Here is a 20,663-nt window from a genome sequence, read left to right as displayed (position 1 = left end):
GGCGAGTAAGGCACGTACGCTGGAAAGCATGACCAAATGGACCGCAGAAGACGTAGTCGATCAGACCGGCCGCACATTTGTCGTCACGGGGGCGAACAGCGGACTGGGTGAGGTAGTCGCACGAGCGCTGGGCAAAGCCGGGGCCGACGTCGTCCTCGCCTGTCGTGACACCACGAAGGCCGACGCCGTAGCCGCCGAGATCGGGCCCAACGCGGTTGTCCGCAAATTGGACCTCTCGGATCTGTCGTCGGTACGAGCCTTCGCCGACGCAACGGAGAAGGTCGACGTCCTGGTGAACAACGCCGGCGTGATGGCGGTTCCGTTCCGCCGGACGGTCGACGGATTCGAAATGCAGATCGGCACAAACCATCTCGGACACTTCGCATTGACCGGATTGCTGAAGGACAAGCTCACCGATCGTGTCGTGACGATGTCCAGTGCCCTGCATCAGCTCGGAACTGTCGATCTGGACGATCTCAATTTCGAGCGTCGGAAGTACAACCGATGGTTGGCCTACGGGCAGTCCAAGCTTGCCAATCTGTTGTTCACGTACGAACTTCAACGCAGGTTCGCGGCGTCGGGATCTTCGCTCAAAGCGCTCGCTTCGCATCCGGGATACGCGTCGACGAACCTGCAGGGGCACACCGAGTCGATCCAGGACAAGCTGATGGGAATCGGCAATTCGATCTTCGCGCAGTCCGCGGAGATGGGCGCCCTTCCCGAACTGTGGGCGGCAACCGCGCCGGATGCCTTCGGCGGCAGTTACATCGGACCGGACGGTCCGTTCGAGCAGCGAGGGTATCCGAAGGTCGTGGGGTCGAACAAGAAGTCACACGATACGAAGACAGCCTCGGGTTTGTGGACACTGTCGGAGAAGTTGACCGGAGTCTCGTTCGGGATTTGATTCAGATATGAAGGTGGCCGCGAACTTCGAGAAGTTCGCGGCCACTTTCATATCCGTTCGAGCTAGATGTTGTTCGGGTTACAGCGTGACAACCATCTTGCCGGTGTTCGCGCCGCGCATCAGGTCGATGAACGCTTGCGGTGCATTCTCCAGGCCTTCGACGATGGTCTCGTCCCACTGAATCTTGTTGTCGGCGAGCCACCCTGCCATGTGGGTGCGGAATTCGCCACCGAGGTGACGGTAGCCGCCCACGAGGAATCCGCGCAGTGTGAGCTGCTTGCCGATCACCAGTGCCAGGTTGTGGGGAGCGGTGGGCTTCTCGGTGGTGTTGTACTGAGCGATGGCTCCGCACAGGGCAATCCGGCCACCCTGGTTCATGGCATCGATTGCGGCTTCGAGATGCTCGCCACCGACGTTGTCGAAGTACACGTCGATGCCGTCAGGGGCGGCAGCGGCGAGTAGTTCGGTGATCGGGCCGTCGTGATAGTCGAATGCCGCATCGAATCCGAGTTCGAGAAGTCGGGCAACCTTCGCCGGTGAACCGGCGCTACCGATTACTCGCTTCGCTCCGAGCAACTTGGCGATCTGACCGACGAGCGATCCGACGGCACCTGCTGCGCCGGAGACGAATACGGTATCGCCTTCCTTGAACTCCGCAACCGCGGTGAGGCCGGCATACGCGGTGAGGCCAGTCATGCCGAGGGCACCCAGGTAGGCCGTCGCCGGCGCGATGGACGTGTCGGCCGGAGTCACTGCGGATCCGTCGAGGATGGCGTATTCACGCCATCCGAGGCCGTGGACGACAACGTCGCCCACGGCGCGATCAGCCGACTTGGATTCGACGACCTCGCCGACGGCACCACCGTCGAGCGGCGCACCGACCTGGAACGGCGGAAGGTAGGACTTCACGTCGTTCATTCGGCCGCGCATGTACGGGTCGACGGAGATGGCGATGTTGCGGACCAGGATCTGGCCGTCTTCGAGTTCGGGGAGTTCTACTTCGGCGGTGGCGAAGTTCTCCGACGTGGGCCAACCGTTCGGGCGTGAAGCGAGACGGATTTCCCGGCTGACAGTGGTAGTGCTCATTCGTCGTCCTTACTTACTTCGAGGGTGACCTCGATGTTGCCGCGAGTTGCATTGGAGTACGGGCACACCTGGTGTGCCTTCTCCGTCAGCTCGACGGCCTGATCATGGGGTAGATGGGGGAGTGAAACCTCCAGCGTCACAGCGAGTCCGAAGCCTCCTGCACCGTTGGGGCCGATGCCGACCCGCGCGCCGACTGCGGAATCAGCCACGTTGGCCTTCTCGGCACGGGCGACCATCTGCAGAGCGGAGTGGAAGCATGCTGCGTATCCGGCGGCAAAGAGCTGCTCGGGGTTGGTGCCTTCGCCGCTGCCACCCATTTCCTTGGGAATGGCGAGGCCGAGATCGAGGCGTCCGTCCGAGGTGCGAGCGTGACCGTTGCGGCCTTCGCCGGTGGCAAGTGCTTCTGCGGTGTAGACGATGTTCATGACTTCTTCTTTCCGTCGGAGTGGGCATTGGATGCTTGGAGCGACTCGCCGAGACGAGTGAGAACGTCTCGAAGTTCGGTGAGTTCGTCGGTGCTCAGACCAGTGGCACCTGCGAGTTTGGCTGGGATGTCCTCGGCCTTGCTGCGCAGGGTGGAACCCGCCTCGGTCAGGTGAATCTCGACGCGACGCTCGTCGGTGGTGAGGCGTCGGCGCTCGATGAATCCCAGACCCTCGAGCCTCTTGAGCAGCGGCGAGAGAGTTCCGGTATCGAGATCGAGTGCCTCACAGATCTCACGCACCCCGCGGCCGTCTCGTTCCCAGAGTGTCAACAAGACGAGGTACTGGGGATACGTGATTCCCAGGTCGTCGAGCATCGCCCGGTACGCGGCCGTCGTGGCCCGCGACGCCGAATAGAGGGCGAAGCAGACCTGGCGTTCGAGGGCGAGTGGGTTGGTCACGAGAACAACTGTAGCGCACAGTTAAGTTGTGCACAACAAAGAAGTGTCAAATAGATCTACGGATAGGCGGCCGTTCGTCTACGGCGTCGACAGGATCTCGGAGACATGCGAGAGGAAGGTGTGCACTGTCCGGGCAGCGGGCGCAGGAAACCTGGTCCGCACTGCCAATCCGTCGTGAGTTCGTGAGAACCAGAACTGAACGTCGTCGGCGTTCGAGACGCGACTGAGTTGCTGCGGATTGATCGGCGCAGGCTGTGATTCGCTGGACTTTGATTTACGGGGGCGAGATCCACCGGGCATGGTTCGGTAGTCGGCGTAGGACACCGAGAAGATGTCTCTGCGAGTGGGCGAAACCTCGGGCCCCAAGCTCCGCAACACCTGCCTCGACGAGACGGACGACAGTGAAAGTGACTCGTGGAAAGCGAGATTGACTGCCCGGGCAGTGCTGTGAAGATTGTCCATGCTCGTCACGGTGATGGGCGCATTGGCTACCAGCCATCCGAAGGTGTGGTTGTGTCGCGGTTCCCGACGCGTGTGAACAGGGAACAGTAGGTGCGTGTCCCTCTTGCCGGTCAATTGTGTTGTGGCCAAACCGATCGACGCAAGAATTGCACCGAACGACGAGTGCCGATGATCGGCGCAGTTCTGGTCGAACAACTCTGCTTCGTCGGCGTCGAGGAGCATTCGGGTGTCTGTGCCCTGGGGCGACATCGCCCCGGCAGGCAGTCCCAGATCTACGGGAAAATGGGGAGTGTCACCCCCGCATGCTCGGAGGAAGGACCGCCAACCCGCAATCCGGTGGTCGCCGGGCTCTGGATCCGCGGTTGCCGATTCCCGGAAGCAGTAGTTGAGGAAACTCCCGGGCTCCGGAAGGAGATCAGACGCGATCGGATCACGGTCCGCCCGCGTGTATTCGCGATACAGAGTGCTGATCTCGGTAATTGCGATGCTCATGGACCAGCCGTCGCAGATGGCATGGTCGAACCCGCAGACCACTGTCGACTGGTCCTCGCGGGTGATGGCACCGAGAAAGTACGCGGGAAACGCGAAAGGATTGCACCATCGATCCAAGCGCTCGCCCAAGAGTTCTCGCACCTGCTCCGGTGTTCGCGCGTCAGCCACTGTTTCCTCACGCAGGCGCAGATCGGCGACGTCGGCGACGTCGACGAACAGTGCCGAGGATTCACCCGATTCTTCGGCCTGGGAGAACGAGCACGACAGGGCGTCGTGACGGGACGTCCATTCCTCGAAGCTGGCCTTGAGTGCGTCCGTGTCGATGGGGCCGGGAACGTCGAAAGTGGCAGCGAGCCAAGTCGTATCGCCGCGGCTGCCGGCAAGATGCAGCTGCTGATTGGAGGTCGGAGGAACCGGATACGTCGTTCCGGTGGAGATTTCACTCGGCGTCCACTGCAGAATGCGGCCCGGCCGTGCCTCGAACCTGTCGAGAAACGTGATGTGCATCAGGCGGTCTCCACTTCCTGACGTGCATCCGCCTGACGCACGACACGGTAGTCGCCGGTATCAGCGACCGTTCTCAGGACGTTGCGAAGGTGTCGTAGGTACCGATTCACCGATGTGTGCGCCTGATCGGTGTCCGGAAAACTGACCATCACGTACGTACGGTCTTCCTTCCGGTTGATCCACATCGACAGATCACCCGTCGTTCCTGGCCCACCCAGTGCCCGCGCCTCGAGTTCGTCATGGTGCTCGGCACCTGGAATCAGGCGCATGTCGATGTACGACACCATCGGCGGGACCGAGGTTCCACCGATGTCGGATCCGGTCAACTTCGACACCTGGGCGATCACCGAGTGAATGGACACATCCGCGAGTCCCTTCACCGCAGCGCGAGCAGCGTGGGCAAGGGGGAGTGCATCGGTAAAGTTCGTGACACCGCTCAGCGTGAACGAGACCGGGACGAGATTGATGAACCAGCCTTGGGAATAGAGGTATCTCGGATCGGAGCGAGTGCCGACTGCGTTGAGCGCGAAGTAGTTCGCTCGATCCGCAACTTCGATCTCGGTGAGGGCGAGGGCTGCGAAGATCCCCGTGGAGAAGCCGACGCCATTGGACTTGCACAGCGCTGCGAACGCGGCTGACTCGTCGCTGTCGAGAACGTCGATGTGTGTGCGGGTCGACCGGGTCTGTTCGCCCCGCGCGACACCGAGGTCGAGGGGGAACGTCGGGAGTTGGCCGGCGTTGGCGGCGAGAATCGAAATCCACTGCTGCACAGGCGCTGCGGCCAGGTCGAGGTTCCCCGCGGATGTCCGTTCCTCGCCGCTGTACTCGACGTAGCTGCCGGGAGAGGGAAGTTGAGCGTCGATGCCGGCGCTTTCGGCGATGTACAGCGCACGAAGTTCTTCGACGCCCAGCATCAACGACAGGCCGTCGGTGTGCGAGTGATCGACGCCGTAGTAGACGGTGAAGCCGGCGCCGTGCTCGACGACGCCACTGATGAACGAGGGCCATTGCAATGGGCTGGTATCGCCGGCGAAACTTCGGCTCACATGCTCGCGAACCGCATCTGTCGTGTTCAGAGAACCGATGCTGTGCGGCGTGAGTTCGATCGTCGACGCATCCACCACGTGACGGTCGATGACCCCGCTACCGTCGGGATCTTCGGATGATCTCACCTCGAACCAACTGTGCAGTGTGTTGTGCCGCAGGACAAACGCCTGGACCGCCCGACGCAGTGCCTCCCGATCGAGATCACCGGGCAGAGCGAACGTGAATCCGATCCACGGTGACCAGTCGACGCCTTGTGCGCGCTTGTGATCGGCGGTACGAATGTGTCCTTCCTGTAGGAACGAGAGCGGTTGGTCGCTCCGCGGTGCCCCGGATGCCGCCGCCAGGGATTGTTCAGTAGGCCTGAACTCGGTGAGCGTCCCGGCTTTCGGTGCCCAGAGATCGATGGGTGTCATTTCCATGAGAGTTCTCCTCGATCGGTACAGCGGTATTGATCGGTACGGCGGTGTTGGTCGGAGGTGCGAAAGTGTCGGTCGAGAAGGCAAAGTCCTCCATTTCGCGGCGTAGGAGTCCCGCGAACTGATGGATGTGGCGGCTCGTGCGCGCGTTGCCCGGGTGGCGTATGGCCAGATTGAGCCCTTCGGGAGTCCGCGTGAGCCAGATGTAGACGTCGGTTCCCGAATGATCTCGACTACGAAGGCCCCTGGTCTGCCAGCTCGTCCATTGCTCGGCACCAGGAACGTGACGAACGTCCATGTACGAGAGCACGAACGGCAGGTGCTGCGGGGAGTCGATCAGCTCGCACACTTTCGAATACGGCAGTGCCGCGGCGGGGCGGACGCGCCGTATCTCCGTGCCGGCAACCTTGGCCAGATCGCTCACGGTTGCGGCGGGGGCAATCGGAATCCTCACCGGCACAACACCGATGAACCATCCCAGCGACGCGGCCCATCGAAGCTCCGAACGGGTGTGTTGCGGCACGACGACGCGGAATTCGTCTGCACCGGTGAGATCGCCGGTCACCTTGGCCGCGCACGCGAGTATCGCGGCCAGGAATCCTTGGTTGCTGCGCTTGCTCGCTTCTGCCAGGCGTTCGGCTCCCCGGGCGCTCAGAAGCCAGGCAGACAGGCTCTGCTGAGGGACTCGGCGTCCGGTGACCGGTTCGGGTAGCGCTGGAAAGTACGGAGCCTCGCCCTGCGCGTAGAACTCGCGCCACGTCTGCACTGCCGGGTGAGAGCGGTCCGCGTGTCCCACGAGATCTCGTTCCTTGGTGCCGAAGTCGATGTAGCTTCCGGTCTCCGGCGGCGAGGGAGGGCTTCCCTCGCTCAACGATCGGTAGATCGTCTGCAGTTCGTGCGCGGTCAACGCCACCGAATATCCGTCCAGCAGAGCATGATCAGCGGCAAAAACCACGGTGAAGTGGTTGGGGCCTTCGATCGTCGCGAACTGATACGCAGGCCAGACAAGTGGATCGGTCGATCGGTCGAGCAGTTGCTGCAGATGCGTGAAGACAGACATCGAGGACGCAAGGTGTCCGACCTCGGTGCCCAGAATCCGGACGTCTCCAGACGCCGCGGTGCGTCGGACTATCGTTTCGCCCTCCACGGCGACGTGTGTTCGGAGCACTTCGTGGCGATCGATCCAGTGATCGAGAGCGGCCGCCCAGATCCTTCGGTCGAGTCGGTCGTGGATGCGAAACGAGGTACCCAGCCACGACGGAGTGCACACGTCGGTCTGATGGTGCACCTGCCGTTTCGCCTGCTGGGCATGTTGCAAGTGTGCCTCGTGTATGTAGCTGGCGGGACGCTGGTCGACAGGCCACAGCTCGGGCGGATTCACCGCGGCGGGAGTCCACTCGGTGACGGTCCCTGGAGGTAGGGGATAGTCGGCAAGTTCCGTGAATTCCATTGGGAAACCTGATCTCTCGAGATGGCGAAAGGTGGGGATCGTGAACGGGGCGGATGTTTGTAACCGAGAGTGACAGATGATTAGTCAAGGCAAGTAGAACGCGGCCCGAGGCTCCGCGCAACTGCTTCGGTGCGGGATGTGACGAGGAACATTCCGCTCGTTATTTCGGACAATTCGAATACTGGACATCCGGTTTACGGCCCTGGTCACCTGTCAGTTGATCGATCAATCACTCTGTGGTGAAACAAATTTCAACAGACCGTTGTGAATTCCGTCGGCGACGAAGCATGTGCGCATGCGAACGTCGGAATATGTTTATGTGTAGCAAGTTTCGTATTAATTCGGCTGTATCTCTTTTAATTGCAACAGGGTTCGTGTACTGCCGTCGTGTCGTTTCGGCGCGCGGATTGTTCACCGAGTATTGACATGCTCGGCATCTGCCGGTCGTATGCAGACGGTATTTCTAAGCGATGACTGATCCGATGGAATACGACCTGGTTGTGATCGGCTCCGGCCCGGGTGGGCAGAAGGCTGCCATCGCGGCGGCCAAGCTGGGTAAACGGGTAGCGATGGTCGAGAAAGGCAACATGCTCGGGGGAGTGTGCGTCAACACCGGCACCATTCCGTCGAAGACGTTGCGTGAGGCGGTTCTCTACCTCACCGGGATGAACCAACGCGAACTGTACGGCGCGAGTTACCGCGTCAAGGAGAACATCACTCCGGCCGACCTGCTGGCGCGAACCCAGCATGTCATCACCAAAGAAATCGAAGTCGTTCGATCTCAGCTTCTGCGCAACCGCGTCGAATTGTTGGTAGGGGTCGGCTCGTTCGTCGACGAGCACACCATCCTCGTCGAGGACTCCTCGCGCGGAGACAAGATGACGATCACGGCGAGGTTCGTCGTGATCGCGACCGGAACGTTGCCTGCTCGCCCGGCGGGGGTGTCCTTCGACAGTCACCGGGTGCTCGACTCCGACGGGATCCTCGATCTGACCTCCATCCCGACCACCATGGTCGTCGTGGGCGCGGGAGTGATCGGTATCGAGTACGCATCGATGTTCGCGGCACTCGGCACCAAGGTCACCGTCGTCGAGAAGAGGACGTCGATGCTGGACTTCTGCGACCCCGAGGTCATCGAATCGCTTCGATTCCATCTACGCGATCTGGCGGTCACTTTCCGATTCGGTGAAGAAGTGACGGCCGTCGACGTCGGAGCGAACGGAACGCTCACGACGCTGCGCAGCGGCAAGCAGATTCCAGCCGAGACCGTGATGTACTCGGCTGGACGGCAAGGCCTCACGGCGCCACTCGCGCTGGAGAACGCCGGGCTCGAAGCCGACGAACGTGGCCGTATCTACGTCGACGACAATTTCCGCACCAAGGTCGAACACATCTACGCCGTCGGTGACGTCATCGGATTCCCGGCGTTGGCGGCGACGTCGATGGATCAAGGTCGACTCGCGGCCTATCATGCCTTCGACGAACCAGGCGCGAAGCTGATGGATCTGCAGCCGATCGGCATCTACTCGATTCCCGAGGTGTCGTACGTGGGCGCCACCGAGGTCGATTTGACCAAGGAATCGGTGCCGTACGAGGTCGGGGTTTCCCGATACCGCGAACTCGCACGCGGGCAGATCGCAGGCGACACCTACGGGATGCTCAAGATCCTGGTGTCGACGGATGACCTGAAACTGCTCGGTGTTCATATCTTCGGCTCGGGTGCAACGGATCTCGTGCATATCGGCCAAGCGGTGATGGGGTGCGGCGGGACCGTCGAATACCTTGTCGACGCCGTCTTCAACTATCCGACACTGTCCGAGGCGTACAAGGTGGCGGCGCTCGACGTCATGAACAAGATCAGGGCTCTCAAGCAATTCCACTAGGGGTCGGGGTGTCCCCAGGTACCGGTCAGGGGCGGTCGGTGTACTTCTCGGGTAGCACTTGTTCGAATACCTGAGGGTGATGTCAGGCCTGGGGAAATAAGGCAGGGTCTATCTCCATGACCATTGCCCAGGAACTTCGTGTGGAATTTCGATGCTGATCGGACTGATTGCCGCGATCGTGGCATGCGTCGGGTACGGCGTTGCATCCGTGCTGCAAGCCTACGGCGCGCGCAAGTCGGCAGCTGCCGCCGAGCAGCGTGGCGAGGCCGGACACGTGACGGCGTCGGGTGGCCCGACCTTGCGTTCGACGTTCGCGGCCGCGCTGACGGCGTCGTTCATCCTGGGCACCGTGCTCGATGCGGTCGGATTCGCCGGAAGTGCCATCTCCGCGCGGCTCATTCCACTGTTCTTGTCGCAGACAGTGGTCAGTGCCAATCTCGTCATCACGGCAGTGCTGGGGACCGTGGTCCTCGGCATCCAGTTGCATCGTCGCGACTGGTTCGCGATCGCTGCGGTGATCGGATCGCTCCTGCTGCTCGGATTGTCGTCAGGTCACGCGGGCGGTGGGAGTTCCAACGACGTCGTCCATTGGGGTGTCCTCGTGGGCTCGGCGTTGATCTTGCTGATCGGCATCGGTTTGATCCGATGGTTGGGCTCACGCGCAGCAGTTGTCGCCGGGTTGATCTCGGGTGTGCTGTTCGGCTGTCTGGCCATTGCCGTACGCGTGGTCTACGGAATCGATCCGTTCGAAATCGGTACGATGCTCCGCGATCCGGCCGGCTGGGCGATCCTCGTCTCGGGCCTGGGCGGTTTCTATCTGCACACGGTGGCGCTGCAACTGGGATCCGTCAACGGAGCGACAGCGGCTCTGGTTGTCGGCGAGACGGTGGTTCCGGGAATCGTCGGCGTCGTGGTGCTCGGCGACACGTCGAGACCTGGCCTGGAATGGCTTGCCGTCGTCGGCTTCGTCGGGGCAATCGCGGGTGCCGTCGCCGTGGCCGTCTTCGGCGCGGCGAGCCACGAGGAGAAACCGGTCGAAGAAGTGACCGTCTGATCCGGTAGACGAAAGTGTCCTCGAAGACACGACGGCGAACACGGCTACAGACGTGTTAGAAAGGCAGTTCAGGCCGATCTCGGAGGGGTAGTCATGCAAGGGGCAGCAGCGAAGCACGAGGCCGAAGCCATCGCCGGAAACAAGGCAAATTGGGACGATCGCGCCGATGTGCATGTGCGCTCCGAAATGTATGACGTCGGCGGGTTTCTCGCCAACAGAGCGACCATTTCCACAGTTGTGCAGAACGACTTGTCGATTCTGGCCCCGCATCTGCCACAGTCAGGAGTGCAAGGTCACTCGCTCCTGCATTTGCAGTGCCACATCGGGATCGACACGATCTCCTGGGCGCGTCTTGGTGCGATCGACGTGCACGGGCTTGATCTGTCACCCAACTCTCTGCACCACGCTGCTCGTATCGCAAAGGCAGACAACCGCGAGATCACCTGGGTGGAAGGTGATGCGCGATTCGCCTCGACGCTGATCGACCGACGTTTCGACGCGATCGTCACCAGTGCCGGAACAATCGTCTGGTTGCCGGAACTCACCGCTTGGGCTCAGTCGATCCACGACCTCCTCGAGCCTGGTGGGGTGTTTCAGATCCGGGACGATCATCCGATCCTCGGCGCAATGGCGTTCGAGCCGTGGATGATCACCGACGACTACCTCTCCGGAGGCGGCATGCGATCGTACGAAGACTCGGCGACTTACACCGGGACCTCCGATGGGCAGATAGCGCACACTGCCAACCACGAATGGCGCCACGACCTAGGCGAGGTCATTGGTTCATTGCTGGATGCGGGTCTTCATATCGAATCAGTTTCGGAACTTCCCTATATGGACTGGCCGGCCTTTCCCGAACTCGTTCCATGCGCCAACGGATGGACTCTGCCGAGCCACTCTCCGCGGATACCGTTGAACTTCGCCATCGTCGCCAGGCGAAATCAGCGAAGTGAGTGAGCAGAGCCGATCCCTTGGAAGACTTCGAATTATTCCTCGAGCGGCGTGGCCGTATTTCGTGCATGATCGTCGGATGGCTTTGTCCCGGTTGTTGCCTGTCAGCTCGCCCTTTTCGCAAGTCGGCGCGTCTGGTGTGGTGCGTCCAGGAATCGAGTTAATCGTAGTTCTTTCGAGCTAATACTTCTGGTGGATAGTGCTTTTCGCTCGAACTCTGCTCGGCGTTGTTGCAACCGTTCGGCGAAGTTGCAATATCAGGTTCGAATGAACCTGCGTCGCTGTTCGATCGGTCAATTGGTAACGGAAACCGCGTTCTCGCAGATAGTTCCAGTGCGCCCCAATGTCCCGCTTACGTTGTGCGTCACGGGCAGCGGGACGAAGAACGGAGGAAAGTGATGAGCAGCTTGGATATTCAACGCTGGTCGAACGACTTCACCGCGCTGACCAAGGTCATATCGGAAGGCATCGAGCAGTTTGTTCTCCGGTTCATTTCCAGCTGAAGTGATCTGAGCTCGTTGCCCGTCGTGGAATTATTGATCTCCACCGCGATTCGGAGGACGAATCGTGATGAAGCAGAGGTTCTTACGAGGTCTGGGAGGCCTGGGCGGGGGCGAGCAGGTAGGAGAACACGTACGTAACTGCGGCGATGACCGCCAGTACGATCAAGGACATCGGGAACCCTGCGGCATCTCGCACCGGGTCACCAGTAGCGACGACAGCCGACATGAACACTCCGATTACCAGCAATGTCACCGCCAAGGCAGAGCACGCAGCGAACCGATGCTTCCAGCAGCAGACTGTGCGCGCCGGCCATGTGTGGCTTGTTCTCAGGGCGCAGCGCCCACCTGCAACAGCGCCCGAGCCGACAATCAGCCCTGCCAGCGCTCCGATGAAGGCGGGTATGAACAGTCCTACCCAGGACCAGGCTCCATCGCCGACTATCGGGATCATCACGGCGACACCTGTGACCGCACCTGTGAGCGCAGCCAGACTCAGTTCCTTGTCGACCCAGCTCATGGATCAACTAGAACACAGGCACGCTCGCGAGGCTGTGGAGTATCTCGGATTCAGGGGCTGAAGAACTCGAGTCGGCGGTGCAGGCGTGCGATCGACGGGTCCCCGATCGTGCGTCTGCCGTCGGTTCGGGCTTGGCTCGGGGTCATCCCGTAGAAGTCCTTGAACGCTCGCGCCAACTGGGATTTCGAGGTGAAGCCGCATCGCAGGGCCAACGCTTCGATCGTTTCGTTCGGCATCTCGGTTCTGGTCAATTCGCGGTAGACGAGTTCGAGACGCTTCCGCCGAATGACAAGAGCTATTCCGCCGTCGGATGCGAATGCGCGATAGAGCTGTGCCCGGGAGACGGACAATGCTGCGCACATGCTCGTCGGGCCGAGCCAGGTCTCCGAGAGATGCTCGGCGATGTGGGCGTACGCACGATCGCGGAGAGAGTGATCGGGCCGCGGCGACAGATCAGGTTCGGCGATACCCAAACTGACACGAAGGAGGGAAGCGACGACGTCCTCGTAGCCGGCCGCAGCATCGGGATCGAGATGCGGTAGCGCGAGTACGACCGATTGCATGCACTGAGCGAGCACGACGGCAGGAACTCCGCGCAGTACCGTCCCGTGTAGAGAACGACCCTTCGACTCGGCCTCGACGAGGGAACGCGGTGCGAGGAGCGTGATGGTGCGCCCTGTCGATTCTGCCTCCGCGTCGGCGGTCCAGGTACGCCCGAGGTCGAAGAATGTGACATCGCCTTGACGTGCGACGAAATCGACTCCGTCGGCGTTGCCGCTCAACTGCCCGTCGAGGACGACCTGGACCATGTATTCATCGTCGAGTCCGCTCTCGGCGATCAGCCGATTGTTTCGGGTGTACTTCTGTGCATTGAAGGTAGTTTGACCGATCAACGAGGTTCCGATGGAAAGCGCTGTGATCGAGCCTTCGAGAGATGTGTCAGGGTCAATTCGGTCGGTGACGAAGAACGGACGTGTGGCACTGCGCCAGAAGTCGTCGGCGTCCGCAGGATCGACCGATCGGGTCGACACGCGGATGCGGGCGGAATTCATCGACACGCGGGCATGATATGTCAGATCCCGCAGGTCGCAGTCACTCTCCCGCAAATAGACGCCAATAGTGACCGAGCCCACATAATGAGACAAATCGGGCGTATTTGTGAGACGGCCAGTGCTCGCGTGTCGCGGCGAAGCTGTCTATGTTGTTCGTTATGGGTGGACAGGTTGGGAGTTCGATGCTCGAACGAAATCTCGAGTTCGGCGGGGATCGACTGCTCGTTTGTCGGCCATCATGACGTCCACTTCGAATCGATCGCAGCTATCTCGAGCAAAGCGAAATCCTCGAGGAAGGGGCACGCTGCAAAGGCGGCTTGCCGGGCGTGGAGCCACGGCGATTCGTCCCCGCCTCCTCGGATTGATGGAACGCTCGGCGGGATTGACTGTCATCGATTCGCCACTTGGGTTCGGCAAGACGGAACTCGCCGCGTTGTGGCTCACGACTCTCGGGCAGGTGCCGAGCAGACCGGTAGTCTGGGTGCCGGCGCCATCGCATCGGATGACCCCCCTCGAGTACTGGAACACCGCGCTCGCAGTAATTCAGGATTCGCTGGAATCACTCGAGGCCCCGCCACGAATGCGCGAGGATCCAGTGGGCGCGATCGAATCACTCCTCGACTCGTCGCCCGCACCATTCGTGTTGGTGTTCAACCGCATCGACCTGGTTGAGGGTGACGAGGTGGGACGCCGAATCGTGGATCTGATCGTGCGGCTTCCCGGATTGAAAGTAATCGTCACGCTGCAGGATCGGTCTGCGACGGACTTGCTCGAAGACGTCCGCGTGGACGAGTACCTGTGCGCGAACGACCTCAGATACACGCTCGACGAGTCCACCGTTCTGTTCGCGGAGGCAGGGGTTCACCTTCCCTCGGGCATCGTCCATTCGATCTGTGAACGCGTCGCCGGCGTTCCCGTGCTGATGAAGGTTGCTCTGAGTGCGGTTGCGGGGCTGAGTGAACCGAGCCGTGGACGCGAACGCGTTCAGCAGCGAGTGGACCAGGCGATCCACGCGTACGTCAGTCGGACCGCTCCTCGGTCGGGCAAGTCGCTCGAGTTGTTCGACTTCGCGACTACGATCGCCGCTGCCCGCACGGTGACACCAGAGATCGCTCGTGTCTTGTCCGACGATCTTGACGTGGAGGGCAAACTGGACTTGCTCGAGTCTTTCGGTCTGATCTTCCGGAATGGTTTCGAGGGAGAACCGTCCTGGTACTTCGCGCCGTCAGTTCGACTGGCATTCATACAGATACGGGCCGAACAAGGGGATGGATTCGAAGATCCCTTCCAGGTACTCGTCGATCACGCTCTCGGGACTTCGGATATAGCCGGTGCCGTTCACTACGCCTTGGACGGACGCAAGTGGACCAGGGTGCTCGACATACTCGAGCGCCACTGGGCTGATCTTCTGGTCGATCACACCGGATTGGTCCGGACTGCGTTGCAATCCATACCCGGTGACGTACTCAGTTCGAACCCTTCGATTCTGGTGGGTCGTGACCTGCTCGAATCACGTCTGCGGCCGCAGTTGATCAACGGCGATTCATTACCGACGGAACCGGCGGAATTGCGTGCGATAGGTGGTAGTCCGCATGCGCACAGCTTGTTGAACGTCGGAACTGTCCAATCGGTGGTGCTGAGAACATCCGGTAAGTACCAACGCTCTACCGAGATCACGCGCAAATTGGCGCACGTCGCGTACGGACTCGGCGACGAGTCGTTGGGCGCGTTGGGGTCTCAACTGCCCGCCCTGCGGCTGATCTGGGGGGTCTCGCATCAATTGACCGGTGACCTCGGTGATGCCGCGGTGGAATTGCGACTCGCCTATCAAGGTGCGGTGCAACATGGTCCGGAGTTCGTCCTGCGTCACGCCGCAGGCAATGCCGCGCTCAACTCCGCGCTGATCGGGGACGTCGCGCACGCGACGGACTGGCTGCACCTGGAAAGCACACACCCGGACGTTTCGGGATGGTTGGGACCGCCCTCGCACATGGGGGGAGCGATCGCGCGGGCACTGGTGGCGTGCGACAGCGTGGACCTGCACGCCGGAGCTGCCGCGATGGACGCACTCGCCGAGGTCACACCGCCGGGCGACCTGTGGGCGTTCGCGGCCTACACTTACACCAGATTTGCACTGCTGCAATCGGACCCGTTCTGGGGGCTGATTTCCCTCCAGCGCGCAGTGGCAACGCACGGGCACGTGAATCCGTGTGAACGATCGCTCGGTGACGCGCTTCTCACCGCGGCACGTATCGATCTTCTGTTGGCGTCCGGGGAGGGTACCAAGGCGCTGGAAGAATCAGTCGCTGCGCCACATACGTTTGCAGTTGTCACGGTCTCCGTGGCGCGGGCGCATCTCCTGACCGGGTCGCCGTCCCAGGCATTGGAATTGTGCCGCGAAATCGACTGGAGCGGGCAGTATCTCACGAGGTTTCGGCTCGAATCCCTGCTGATCGAATGCGCTGCTCTGTGTGAACTGGGCAGGATCCCCGCTGCCGCGAGTACATGGGAGGAAGCTCGCGGACTGCTCGAAACCTCCGGTGTCCTGTCGGCCCTGGCGACGATACCGCGTGATCTGATCAGGCAACTCGAAGATCGGGCCGAGGGCTCGAGCAGTGCCGTCGCGACCTTTCTCGAATCCGAAGCGGCGCAGATGTATCCGGCGGCCATCGTTCGGGTCCAATTGACGAAACGGGAGATGGACGTTCTCGTGGAACTGGGTCTCGGCATTCCGATCGGTGAGATCGCGCGGCGGTTGTTCGTATCCAACAACACGCTGAAGAGTCACCTCCGAGCCTTGTATCGCAAACTCGGTGCGCATTCCCGGGAAGAGGCTGTCGCGGCAGCGCACCGACACAACCTCCTCGGCAGTGGGCAGGACTGATCGACGTCAGTGCAGATTGCGCTCGGCGTAGACCTTCATCGCGTCACGGACCAGCGAAGCAGTGCCTTCTTCGTACTTGTCGTAGTTTGCAGTGAAGCGGGGATCGTCGACGTACATCTGGCCGAGCCCGGTGAAGGCGTCGGCGCTGGGAGTCCTTCCCTGCCAACCGATCTTTATCCACTCGAACTGTCTTCGGGTAATCGTCTGGACGTCGTCGCTTTCCGCGGACAGCCCCGCTGTCAGTGCTTTTCCGAATGCCGCTGCGATGTCGGCTTGAGATTGCAGATGAGCTTTACGGTCCTGCTCCGACATCGACCGCCACCAGTTGTCGCCGCTGGTGTAGGCGTCCTTGCCCCAACGCTCGATGACCTCGTCCTTGTATCGGGTGTGGTCGAACCCGTCGAAAACATCTTCCGGCATGAGTGATTCACCATTCTTCGTCTTGTTCAAGGTCCTGTTGACCGATTCGATCTGTCTCGAGATCCGCGTGCGCTCTTGCTCGAGGAGTTCGAGGTGCGTACGCAGTGCGGCGGCCGTATCGCGTTCGCCGGTGAGGACTTCGGCGATGGCCGGCAATCCGAGTCCGAGTTCCCGAAGTAGAAGGATGCGTTGCAGTCGCACCAGGGCGTCTTCGTCGTAGAAGCGGTAGCCGTTGGCGCCGATGCGACTCGGTTCCAGGAGTCCCAAATCGCCGTAGTGACGCAGCGTTCTGCTGGTGGTACCTGCGGATTTGGCGAGTTCTTGGATGGACCATTCGCTCACGTGGAGTTCCTACTCTCGGATCGGTTGTGCTCATTCAGCATGCAAGTTGACGTTGCGTCAATGTCAAGAAAGTTCTCGGTGTGCATTGTCGGGAACGTTTTATGTCCGTTTCGCCGTATCGCCACGAACGGGTCTCCAACTGATTGATTCGATGACCTAGGTCACGTGATTTGGCTCACAAATTGTCAATTTGAATAGTTGAACAAGCCTCTGTTGACGCTTTCACATACCTCGACCACGATCATCTGAACAGATCGAGTTACGCGGTTGTTGAAAATGCACGGTAGTTGAAATGCACTGCAGACGGAACGGTGGTCCACGATGACTGAACTGGTGTCGGGCGTAGCCCAGGCCAAGCCCTATGACCTCGATGATCGGTACCGGTCGGGATCGGGACCGGTGTTGCTGACCGGTGTTCAGGCAATTGCACGCGGCTTCGTCGAGCAGCACGTTCGCGACATTCGGGCAGGTAAGCGTATTGCCACCTTCGTCTCCGGTTACCAGGGCAGCCCCCTCGGTGGCGTCGACAAGATGCTTCACGGCATGCCCAAGGTTCTCGCCGAGCACGACATCACCTTCATCCCTGGCTTCAACGAGGAGCTCGCCGCCACGGCGGTATGGGGAAGCCAGACGGATCTCCCTGCCGGAACCGCGACCCACGACGGCGTGACCGGCGTCTGGTACGGCAAGGGCCCCGGCGTCGACCGCGCTACCGACACCATTCGCCACGCCAACATGTACGGCGTGAACCCCAAGGGCGGCGTCGTCCTCCTGGTGGGCGACGACCCCGCGTCGAAGTCCTCCACGGTTCCGGCCGTCAGCGAGCGCTCGCTTGCCGCGATGGGCGTGCCGGTTCTCTTCCCACGCAATGCCGAAGAGATCATCACGATGGGTATGCACGCCGTTGCTCTCTCGCGTGTCTCCGGTTGCGTCGTAGCGCTGAAGATCGTCGCCGACGTCGCAGACGGTGCCTGGACGATCGACGGCAGCATCGCGGACTTCGACATCGTGGTTCCGGAAGTGCAGTTCGAGGGCAAGCCCTTCGTCTACAAGCAGCGTCAGATGGCCGCGCCGCCGGACAGTGTCATCGCCGAGGCCGATCTGTACGGCCCGCGATGGGATCTTGTGCACGCGTACGGAACTGCCAACAACCTCGATGTGATCGAGGTCAACCCCTCCGGTGCGAAGATCGGTATCGCCGCCACCGGTACAACTTTCGACTCCGTCCGACAAGCTCTGGCAGACCTCGGCGTCGATGATGCCGCGCTGCACCGCGCCGGGATCCGTCTCCTTCGCATCGGAATGTGCTACCCCGTCGTGGGCGAGAAGATCAAGGAGTTCGCCGAAGGTCTCGAGCAGATCGTCGTGGTCGAGGACAAGACCGCGTTCATCGAAGCTCAGATCCGGGAAGTTCTGTACGGCACCGACGATGCCCCTCGCATCATCGGCAAGCGTGACGGCCAGGGCCGTCTGCTCATGCCTGCCAGTGGTGAACTGACCGCAGGCCGGCTGCTCGCCCCGTTGCGCCGCGTACTGAAGCCGCACGTCGAACTCAAGCGCACCCTCCCGGCCCCGCTGTCGCTCAACGTGCTCTCCGCCAAGCGAACCGCGTACTTCTGCAGCGGGTGCCCCCACAACCGTTCCACCGCTATTCCCGAGGGTTCCATCGGCGGCGGCGGAATCGGTTGCCACACACTCGTCACCATGTCCGGCCGTGAGGACAGCGCTGTCACCGGCCTGACGCAAATGGGCGGCGAGGGCAGCCAGTGGATCGGGCAGGCACCGTTCACCGACGTGCCTCACCTGTTCCAGAACATCGGCGACGGCACCTTCTTCCACTCCGGTCAGTTGGCTGTCCAGGCATGCATCGCCGCAGGCGTGAACATCACCTACAAGTTGCTCTACAACGAAGTAGTAGCGATGACCGGTGCACAGGACGCGGAAGGTGCCCTCTCCGTTGCTCAGCTCAGCCACAAGCTGACCACCGAGGGCGTCAAGCAGATCATCATCTGCGCCGACGAGCCTTCGCGTCACAACAAGCGCGCTCTGGCCAAGGGCACCAAGCTCTGGCACCGCGATCGCCTCGACGAGGCCCAGAAGGAGCTTCGCGAGATCAAGGGCGTCACAGTGTTGATCTACGACCAGCACTGTGCGGCCGACGCTCGTCGCCAGCGCAAGCGTGGCACGCTGCCCACTCGCAACACTCGCGTCGTCATCAACGAGGCAGTGTGCGAAGGCTGCGGTGACTGCGGTGTGAAGTCGAACTGCCTCTCGGTCCAGCCCGTGGACACCGAGTACGGCCGCAAGACGAAGATCGACCAGACGTCCTGCAACACCGATTACACCTGCATGGACGGCGATTGCCCGTCGTTCGTGACCGTCGAATTGGTACCGGGCAAGAAGGCTCCGAAGGCCGCACGTCCCGTCCCGCCCGTCGTCGCAGACCCCGATTTCGGACCGCTCACCAGCACGCAGAACGTTTTCCTCGCGGGCATCGGCGGCACCGGCATCGTGACCGTCAACCAGGTGCTCGCAACGGCTGCACTGCGCGCCGGCCTCGAGGTGGAGAGCCTTGACCAGATCGGACTGAGCCAGAAGGCCGGACCGGTTGTCTCGCACCTGCGTTTCAGCTCCAGCGCGCTCGAGCCGTCCAACCGCCTCACTCCGGGCAGCGCGGATTGCATCGTCGCCTTCGACCTGCTGACCGCGACGGACAACAAGAACCTCGACTACGGCAACGCCGAGAAGACGGTCTCCATCGCCTCGACGTCTCAGACGCCGACCGGAGACATGGTCTACGACAAGGCTGTTCGCTACCCCGAGGAGACGTCACTCCTCGCCCGTCTCGACAAGGTGTCGCGCACCCTGCGTTCGTTCGACGCACTCGCCGCGGCACAGGAGTTGTTCGGTAACACCGCAGCAGCCAACTTCCTGCTGATCGGTGCGGCCTACCAGAGCGGCGGACTTCGTCTGCCGGCAGAGGCCATCGAAGAAGCGATCGGCATCAACGGCGTTGCCGTGGACGCGAACATCGCGGCATTCCGTTGGGGTCGTGCAGCAATTGCCGACACCGCAGCGTTCTCGGCCGTCACCACGCCGGCCAAGTCCGTCCGCGAACCCGTTGTCGCACCGGCTCACATGTTCGCCGGAACCACCTTCACCGGTGAAACCCTGCGACTGGTGGAACTGCGTGCGGCGCAGCTCATCGAGTTCCAGTCCGTCAAGATCGCCCAGCGTTACATCGATCAGGTTCAGGCAGTCTGGACCGCCGAACGTGCCGCAACCGAGCGGACCGATTTCAGCGAGGCTGTTGCCCGCGGCCTGTTCAAGTTCACCGCGTACAAGGACGAGTACGAAGTTGCTCGTATGCTGGTCGACCCCGCATTCCTCGAGGACGTCAAGTCTCAGGTGCCGGCCGGGGAGAACCTGACCTACAAGCTCCACCCGCCGATCCTTCGAGTGATGGGCCGCAAGAAGAAGATCGGTCTCGGACCCAAGTCGCATGTTGCACTGAAGGTTCTGGCCAAGGGTAAGAAGCTTCGCGGTACCAAGCTCGACCCCTTCGGCTACATGCACGTCCGCAAGGTCGAGCGTGAACTGCTCGCCGAGTACGAGGCCATGATCGCTGACCTCTCTCGTACGCTCGCAACCGACGGATACGATCGCGCCGTCGAGATCGCGGCACTGCCGGACGTGGTTCGCGGTTACGAAGACATCAAGCTCGGCAACATCGAGCTGTACAAGACTCGCCTGCGCGAACTCGGTGTCGGTGAGTAGGAGCGCCGGCGAGTAGATCGAACAAGACTGTGC

Annotated in this window: 15 protein-coding genes; 6 read left to right on the top strand and 9 right to left on the bottom strand. The window is 61.5% G+C overall.

Features of this window, described 5'->3' with window-relative positions; translation table 11 throughout:
• Positions 1 to 28 precede the first annotated feature (28 nt).
• Positions 29 to 904 (top strand): oxidoreductase, encoded by an 876-nt coding sequence (locus QRN54_RS11155; protein WP_030535283.1) that lies wholly within the window; start codon positions 29 to 31, stop codon positions 902 to 904.
• Between the two features lie 78 nt (positions 905 to 982).
• On the opposite strand, the gene QRN54_RS11150 is transcribed toward QRN54_RS11155, so the two are convergent.
• From QRN54_RS11150 to QRN54_RS11125, 6 genes are all read right to left on the bottom strand, one after another.
• Positions 983 to 1,990, bottom strand: a complete 1,008-nt coding sequence (locus tag QRN54_RS11150) for an NADP-dependent oxidoreductase (RefSeq protein WP_019745038.1) — start codon at positions 1,988 to 1,990, stop codon at positions 983 to 985.
• Positions 1,987 to 2,415 (bottom strand): organic hydroperoxide resistance protein, encoded by a 429-nt coding sequence (locus QRN54_RS11145; RefSeq protein ID WP_003939720.1) that lies wholly within the window; start codon positions 2,413 to 2,415, stop codon positions 1,987 to 1,989. Before QRN54_RS11145 ends, QRN54_RS11150 begins: the two co-directional genes overlap by 4 nt.
• Positions 2,412 to 2,873 (bottom strand): MarR family winged helix-turn-helix transcriptional regulator, encoded by a 462-nt coding sequence (locus QRN54_RS11140; RefSeq protein WP_042451335.1) that lies wholly within the window; start codon positions 2,871 to 2,873, stop codon positions 2,412 to 2,414. The genes QRN54_RS11145 and QRN54_RS11140 overlap by 4 nt, the downstream gene beginning before the upstream one ends.
• Positions 2,874 to 2,951: 78 nt before the next feature.
• Positions 2,952 to 4,334: a condensation domain-containing protein gene (locus QRN54_RS11135; protein WP_064687631.1), complete on the bottom strand. Its 1,383-nt coding sequence runs from the start codon at positions 4,332 to 4,334 to the stop codon at positions 2,952 to 2,954.
• Positions 4,334 to 5,800, bottom strand: coding sequence for a condensation domain-containing protein (locus QRN54_RS11130; RefSeq protein WP_285182035.1), 1,467 nt, complete (start codon positions 5,798 to 5,800; stop codon positions 4,334 to 4,336). Before QRN54_RS11130 ends, QRN54_RS11135 begins: the two co-directional genes overlap by 1 nt.
• Entirely contained in the window at positions 5,733 to 7,247 is a 1,515-nt protein-coding gene (locus tag QRN54_RS11125) for a condensation domain-containing protein (protein ID WP_064687629.1), read from the bottom strand. Before QRN54_RS11125 ends, QRN54_RS11130 begins: the two co-directional genes overlap by 68 nt.
• Before the next feature lie 470 nt (positions 7,248 to 7,717).
• On the opposite strand from QRN54_RS11125, the gene sthA reads away from it, so the two are divergent.
• From sthA to QRN54_RS11110, 3 genes are all read left to right on the top strand, one after another.
• Positions 7,718 to 9,130, top strand: a complete 1,413-nt coding sequence (gene sthA, locus QRN54_RS11120) for a Si-specific NAD(P)(+) transhydrogenase (protein WP_054827928.1) — start codon at positions 7,718 to 7,720, stop codon at positions 9,128 to 9,130.
• A 151-nt stretch (positions 9,131 to 9,281) separates the two neighbouring features.
• Positions 9,282 to 10,184, top strand: coding sequence for a hypothetical protein (locus QRN54_RS11115; protein WP_058037781.1), 903 nt, complete (start codon positions 9,282 to 9,284; stop codon positions 10,182 to 10,184).
• A gap of 93 nt (positions 10,185 to 10,277) precedes the next feature.
• Positions 10,278 to 11,141: a class I SAM-dependent methyltransferase gene (locus tag QRN54_RS11110; protein ID WP_007733954.1), complete on the top strand. Its 864-nt coding sequence runs from the start codon at positions 10,278 to 10,280 to the stop codon at positions 11,139 to 11,141.
• Between the two features lie 579 nt (positions 11,142 to 11,720).
• Here the strand turns inward: QRN54_RS11110 and QRN54_RS11105 are convergent.
• Both QRN54_RS11105 and QRN54_RS11100 read right to left on the bottom strand, forming a co-directional pair.
• A complete protein-coding gene (locus QRN54_RS11105; RefSeq protein ID WP_285182034.1) occupies positions 11,721 to 12,155 on the bottom strand; it encodes a hypothetical protein in 435 nt (144 codons plus the stop codon).
• A 50-nt stretch (positions 12,156 to 12,205) separates the two neighbouring features.
• Positions 12,206 to 13,207, bottom strand: coding sequence for a helix-turn-helix domain-containing protein (locus QRN54_RS11100; RefSeq protein ID WP_285182230.1), 1,002 nt, complete (start codon positions 13,205 to 13,207; stop codon positions 12,206 to 12,208).
• 364 nt (positions 13,208 to 13,571) lie between these two features.
• Here QRN54_RS11100 and QRN54_RS11095 point away from each other — a divergent pair, with 364 nt between their 5' ends.
• Entirely contained in the window at positions 13,572 to 16,091 is a 2,520-nt protein-coding gene (locus tag QRN54_RS11095) for a helix-turn-helix transcriptional regulator (RefSeq protein ID WP_285182033.1), read from the top strand.
• Between the two features lie 6 nt (positions 16,092 to 16,097).
• On the opposite strand, the gene QRN54_RS11090 is transcribed toward QRN54_RS11095, so the two are convergent.
• Positions 16,098 to 16,853: a MerR family transcriptional regulator gene (locus QRN54_RS11090; RefSeq protein ID WP_285182032.1), complete on the bottom strand. Its 756-nt coding sequence runs from the start codon at positions 16,851 to 16,853 to the stop codon at positions 16,098 to 16,100.
• Between the two features lie 321 nt (positions 16,854 to 17,174).
• Between QRN54_RS11090 and QRN54_RS11085 the strand changes: the two genes are divergently transcribed.
• Positions 17,175 to 20,630 carry an indolepyruvate ferredoxin oxidoreductase family protein gene (locus QRN54_RS11085; RefSeq protein WP_165639063.1) on the top strand — a complete coding sequence of 1,152 codons (3,456 nt, stop codon included), beginning with the start codon at positions 17,175 to 17,177 and terminating at the stop codon, positions 20,628 to 20,630.
• Positions 20,631 to 20,663: the final 33 nt, after the last annotated feature.

The organism is Rhodococcus sp. MEB032 (assembly GCF_030208925.1).
Classification (GTDB): Bacteria; Actinomycetota; Actinomycetes; order Mycobacteriales; family Mycobacteriaceae; genus Rhodococcus_F; species Rhodococcus_F qingshengii.
Note: the sequence above shows the minus strand (reverse complement) of the source record. Positions and strands in the feature narration are given on the sequence as shown.

Bases quoted from the DNA above. Each gene is read 5' to 3' on its own strand.
- QRN54_RS11155 (WP_030535283.1), top strand. From the start codon at position 29: ATGACCAAATGGACCGCAGAAGACGTAGTCGATCAGACCGGCCGCACA.
- QRN54_RS11150 (WP_019745038.1), bottom strand. From the start codon at position 1,990: ATGAGCACTACCACTGTCAGCCGGGAAATCCGTCTCGCTTCACGCCCG.
- QRN54_RS11145 (WP_003939720.1), bottom strand. From the start codon at position 2,415: ATGAACATCGTCTACACCGCAGAAGCACTTGCCACCGGCGAAGGCCGC.
- QRN54_RS11135 (WP_064687631.1), bottom strand. From the start codon at position 4,334: ATGCACATCACGTTTCTCGACAGGTTCGAGGCACGGCCGGGCCGCATT.
- QRN54_RS11130 (WP_285182035.1), bottom strand. From the start codon at position 5,800: ATGGAAATGACACCCATCGATCTCTGGGCACCGAAAGCCGGGACGCTC.
- QRN54_RS11125 (WP_064687629.1), bottom strand. From the start codon at position 7,247: ATGGAATTCACGGAACTTGCCGACTATCCCCTACCTCCAGGGACCGTC.
- sthA (WP_054827928.1), top strand. From the start codon at position 7,718: ATGACTGATCCGATGGAATACGACCTGGTTGTGATCGGCTCCGGCCCG.
- QRN54_RS11115 (WP_058037781.1), top strand. From the start codon at position 9,282: ATGCTGATCGGACTGATTGCCGCGATCGTGGCATGCGTCGGGTACGGC.
- QRN54_RS11110 (WP_007733954.1), top strand. From the start codon at position 10,278: ATGCAAGGGGCAGCAGCGAAGCACGAGGCCGAAGCCATCGCCGGAAAC.
- QRN54_RS11105 (WP_285182034.1), bottom strand. From the start codon at position 12,155: ATGAGCTGGGTCGACAAGGAACTGAGTCTGGCTGCGCTCACAGGTGCG.
- QRN54_RS11100 (WP_285182230.1), bottom strand. From the start codon at position 13,207: ATGAATTCCGCCCGCATCCGCGTGTCGACCCGATCGGTCGATCCTGCG.
- QRN54_RS11095 (WP_285182033.1), top strand. From the start codon at position 13,572: ATGGAACGCTCGGCGGGATTGACTGTCATCGATTCGCCACTTGGGTTC.
- QRN54_RS11085 (WP_165639063.1), top strand. From the start codon at position 17,175: ATGACTGAACTGGTGTCGGGCGTAGCCCAGGCCAAGCCCTATGACCTC.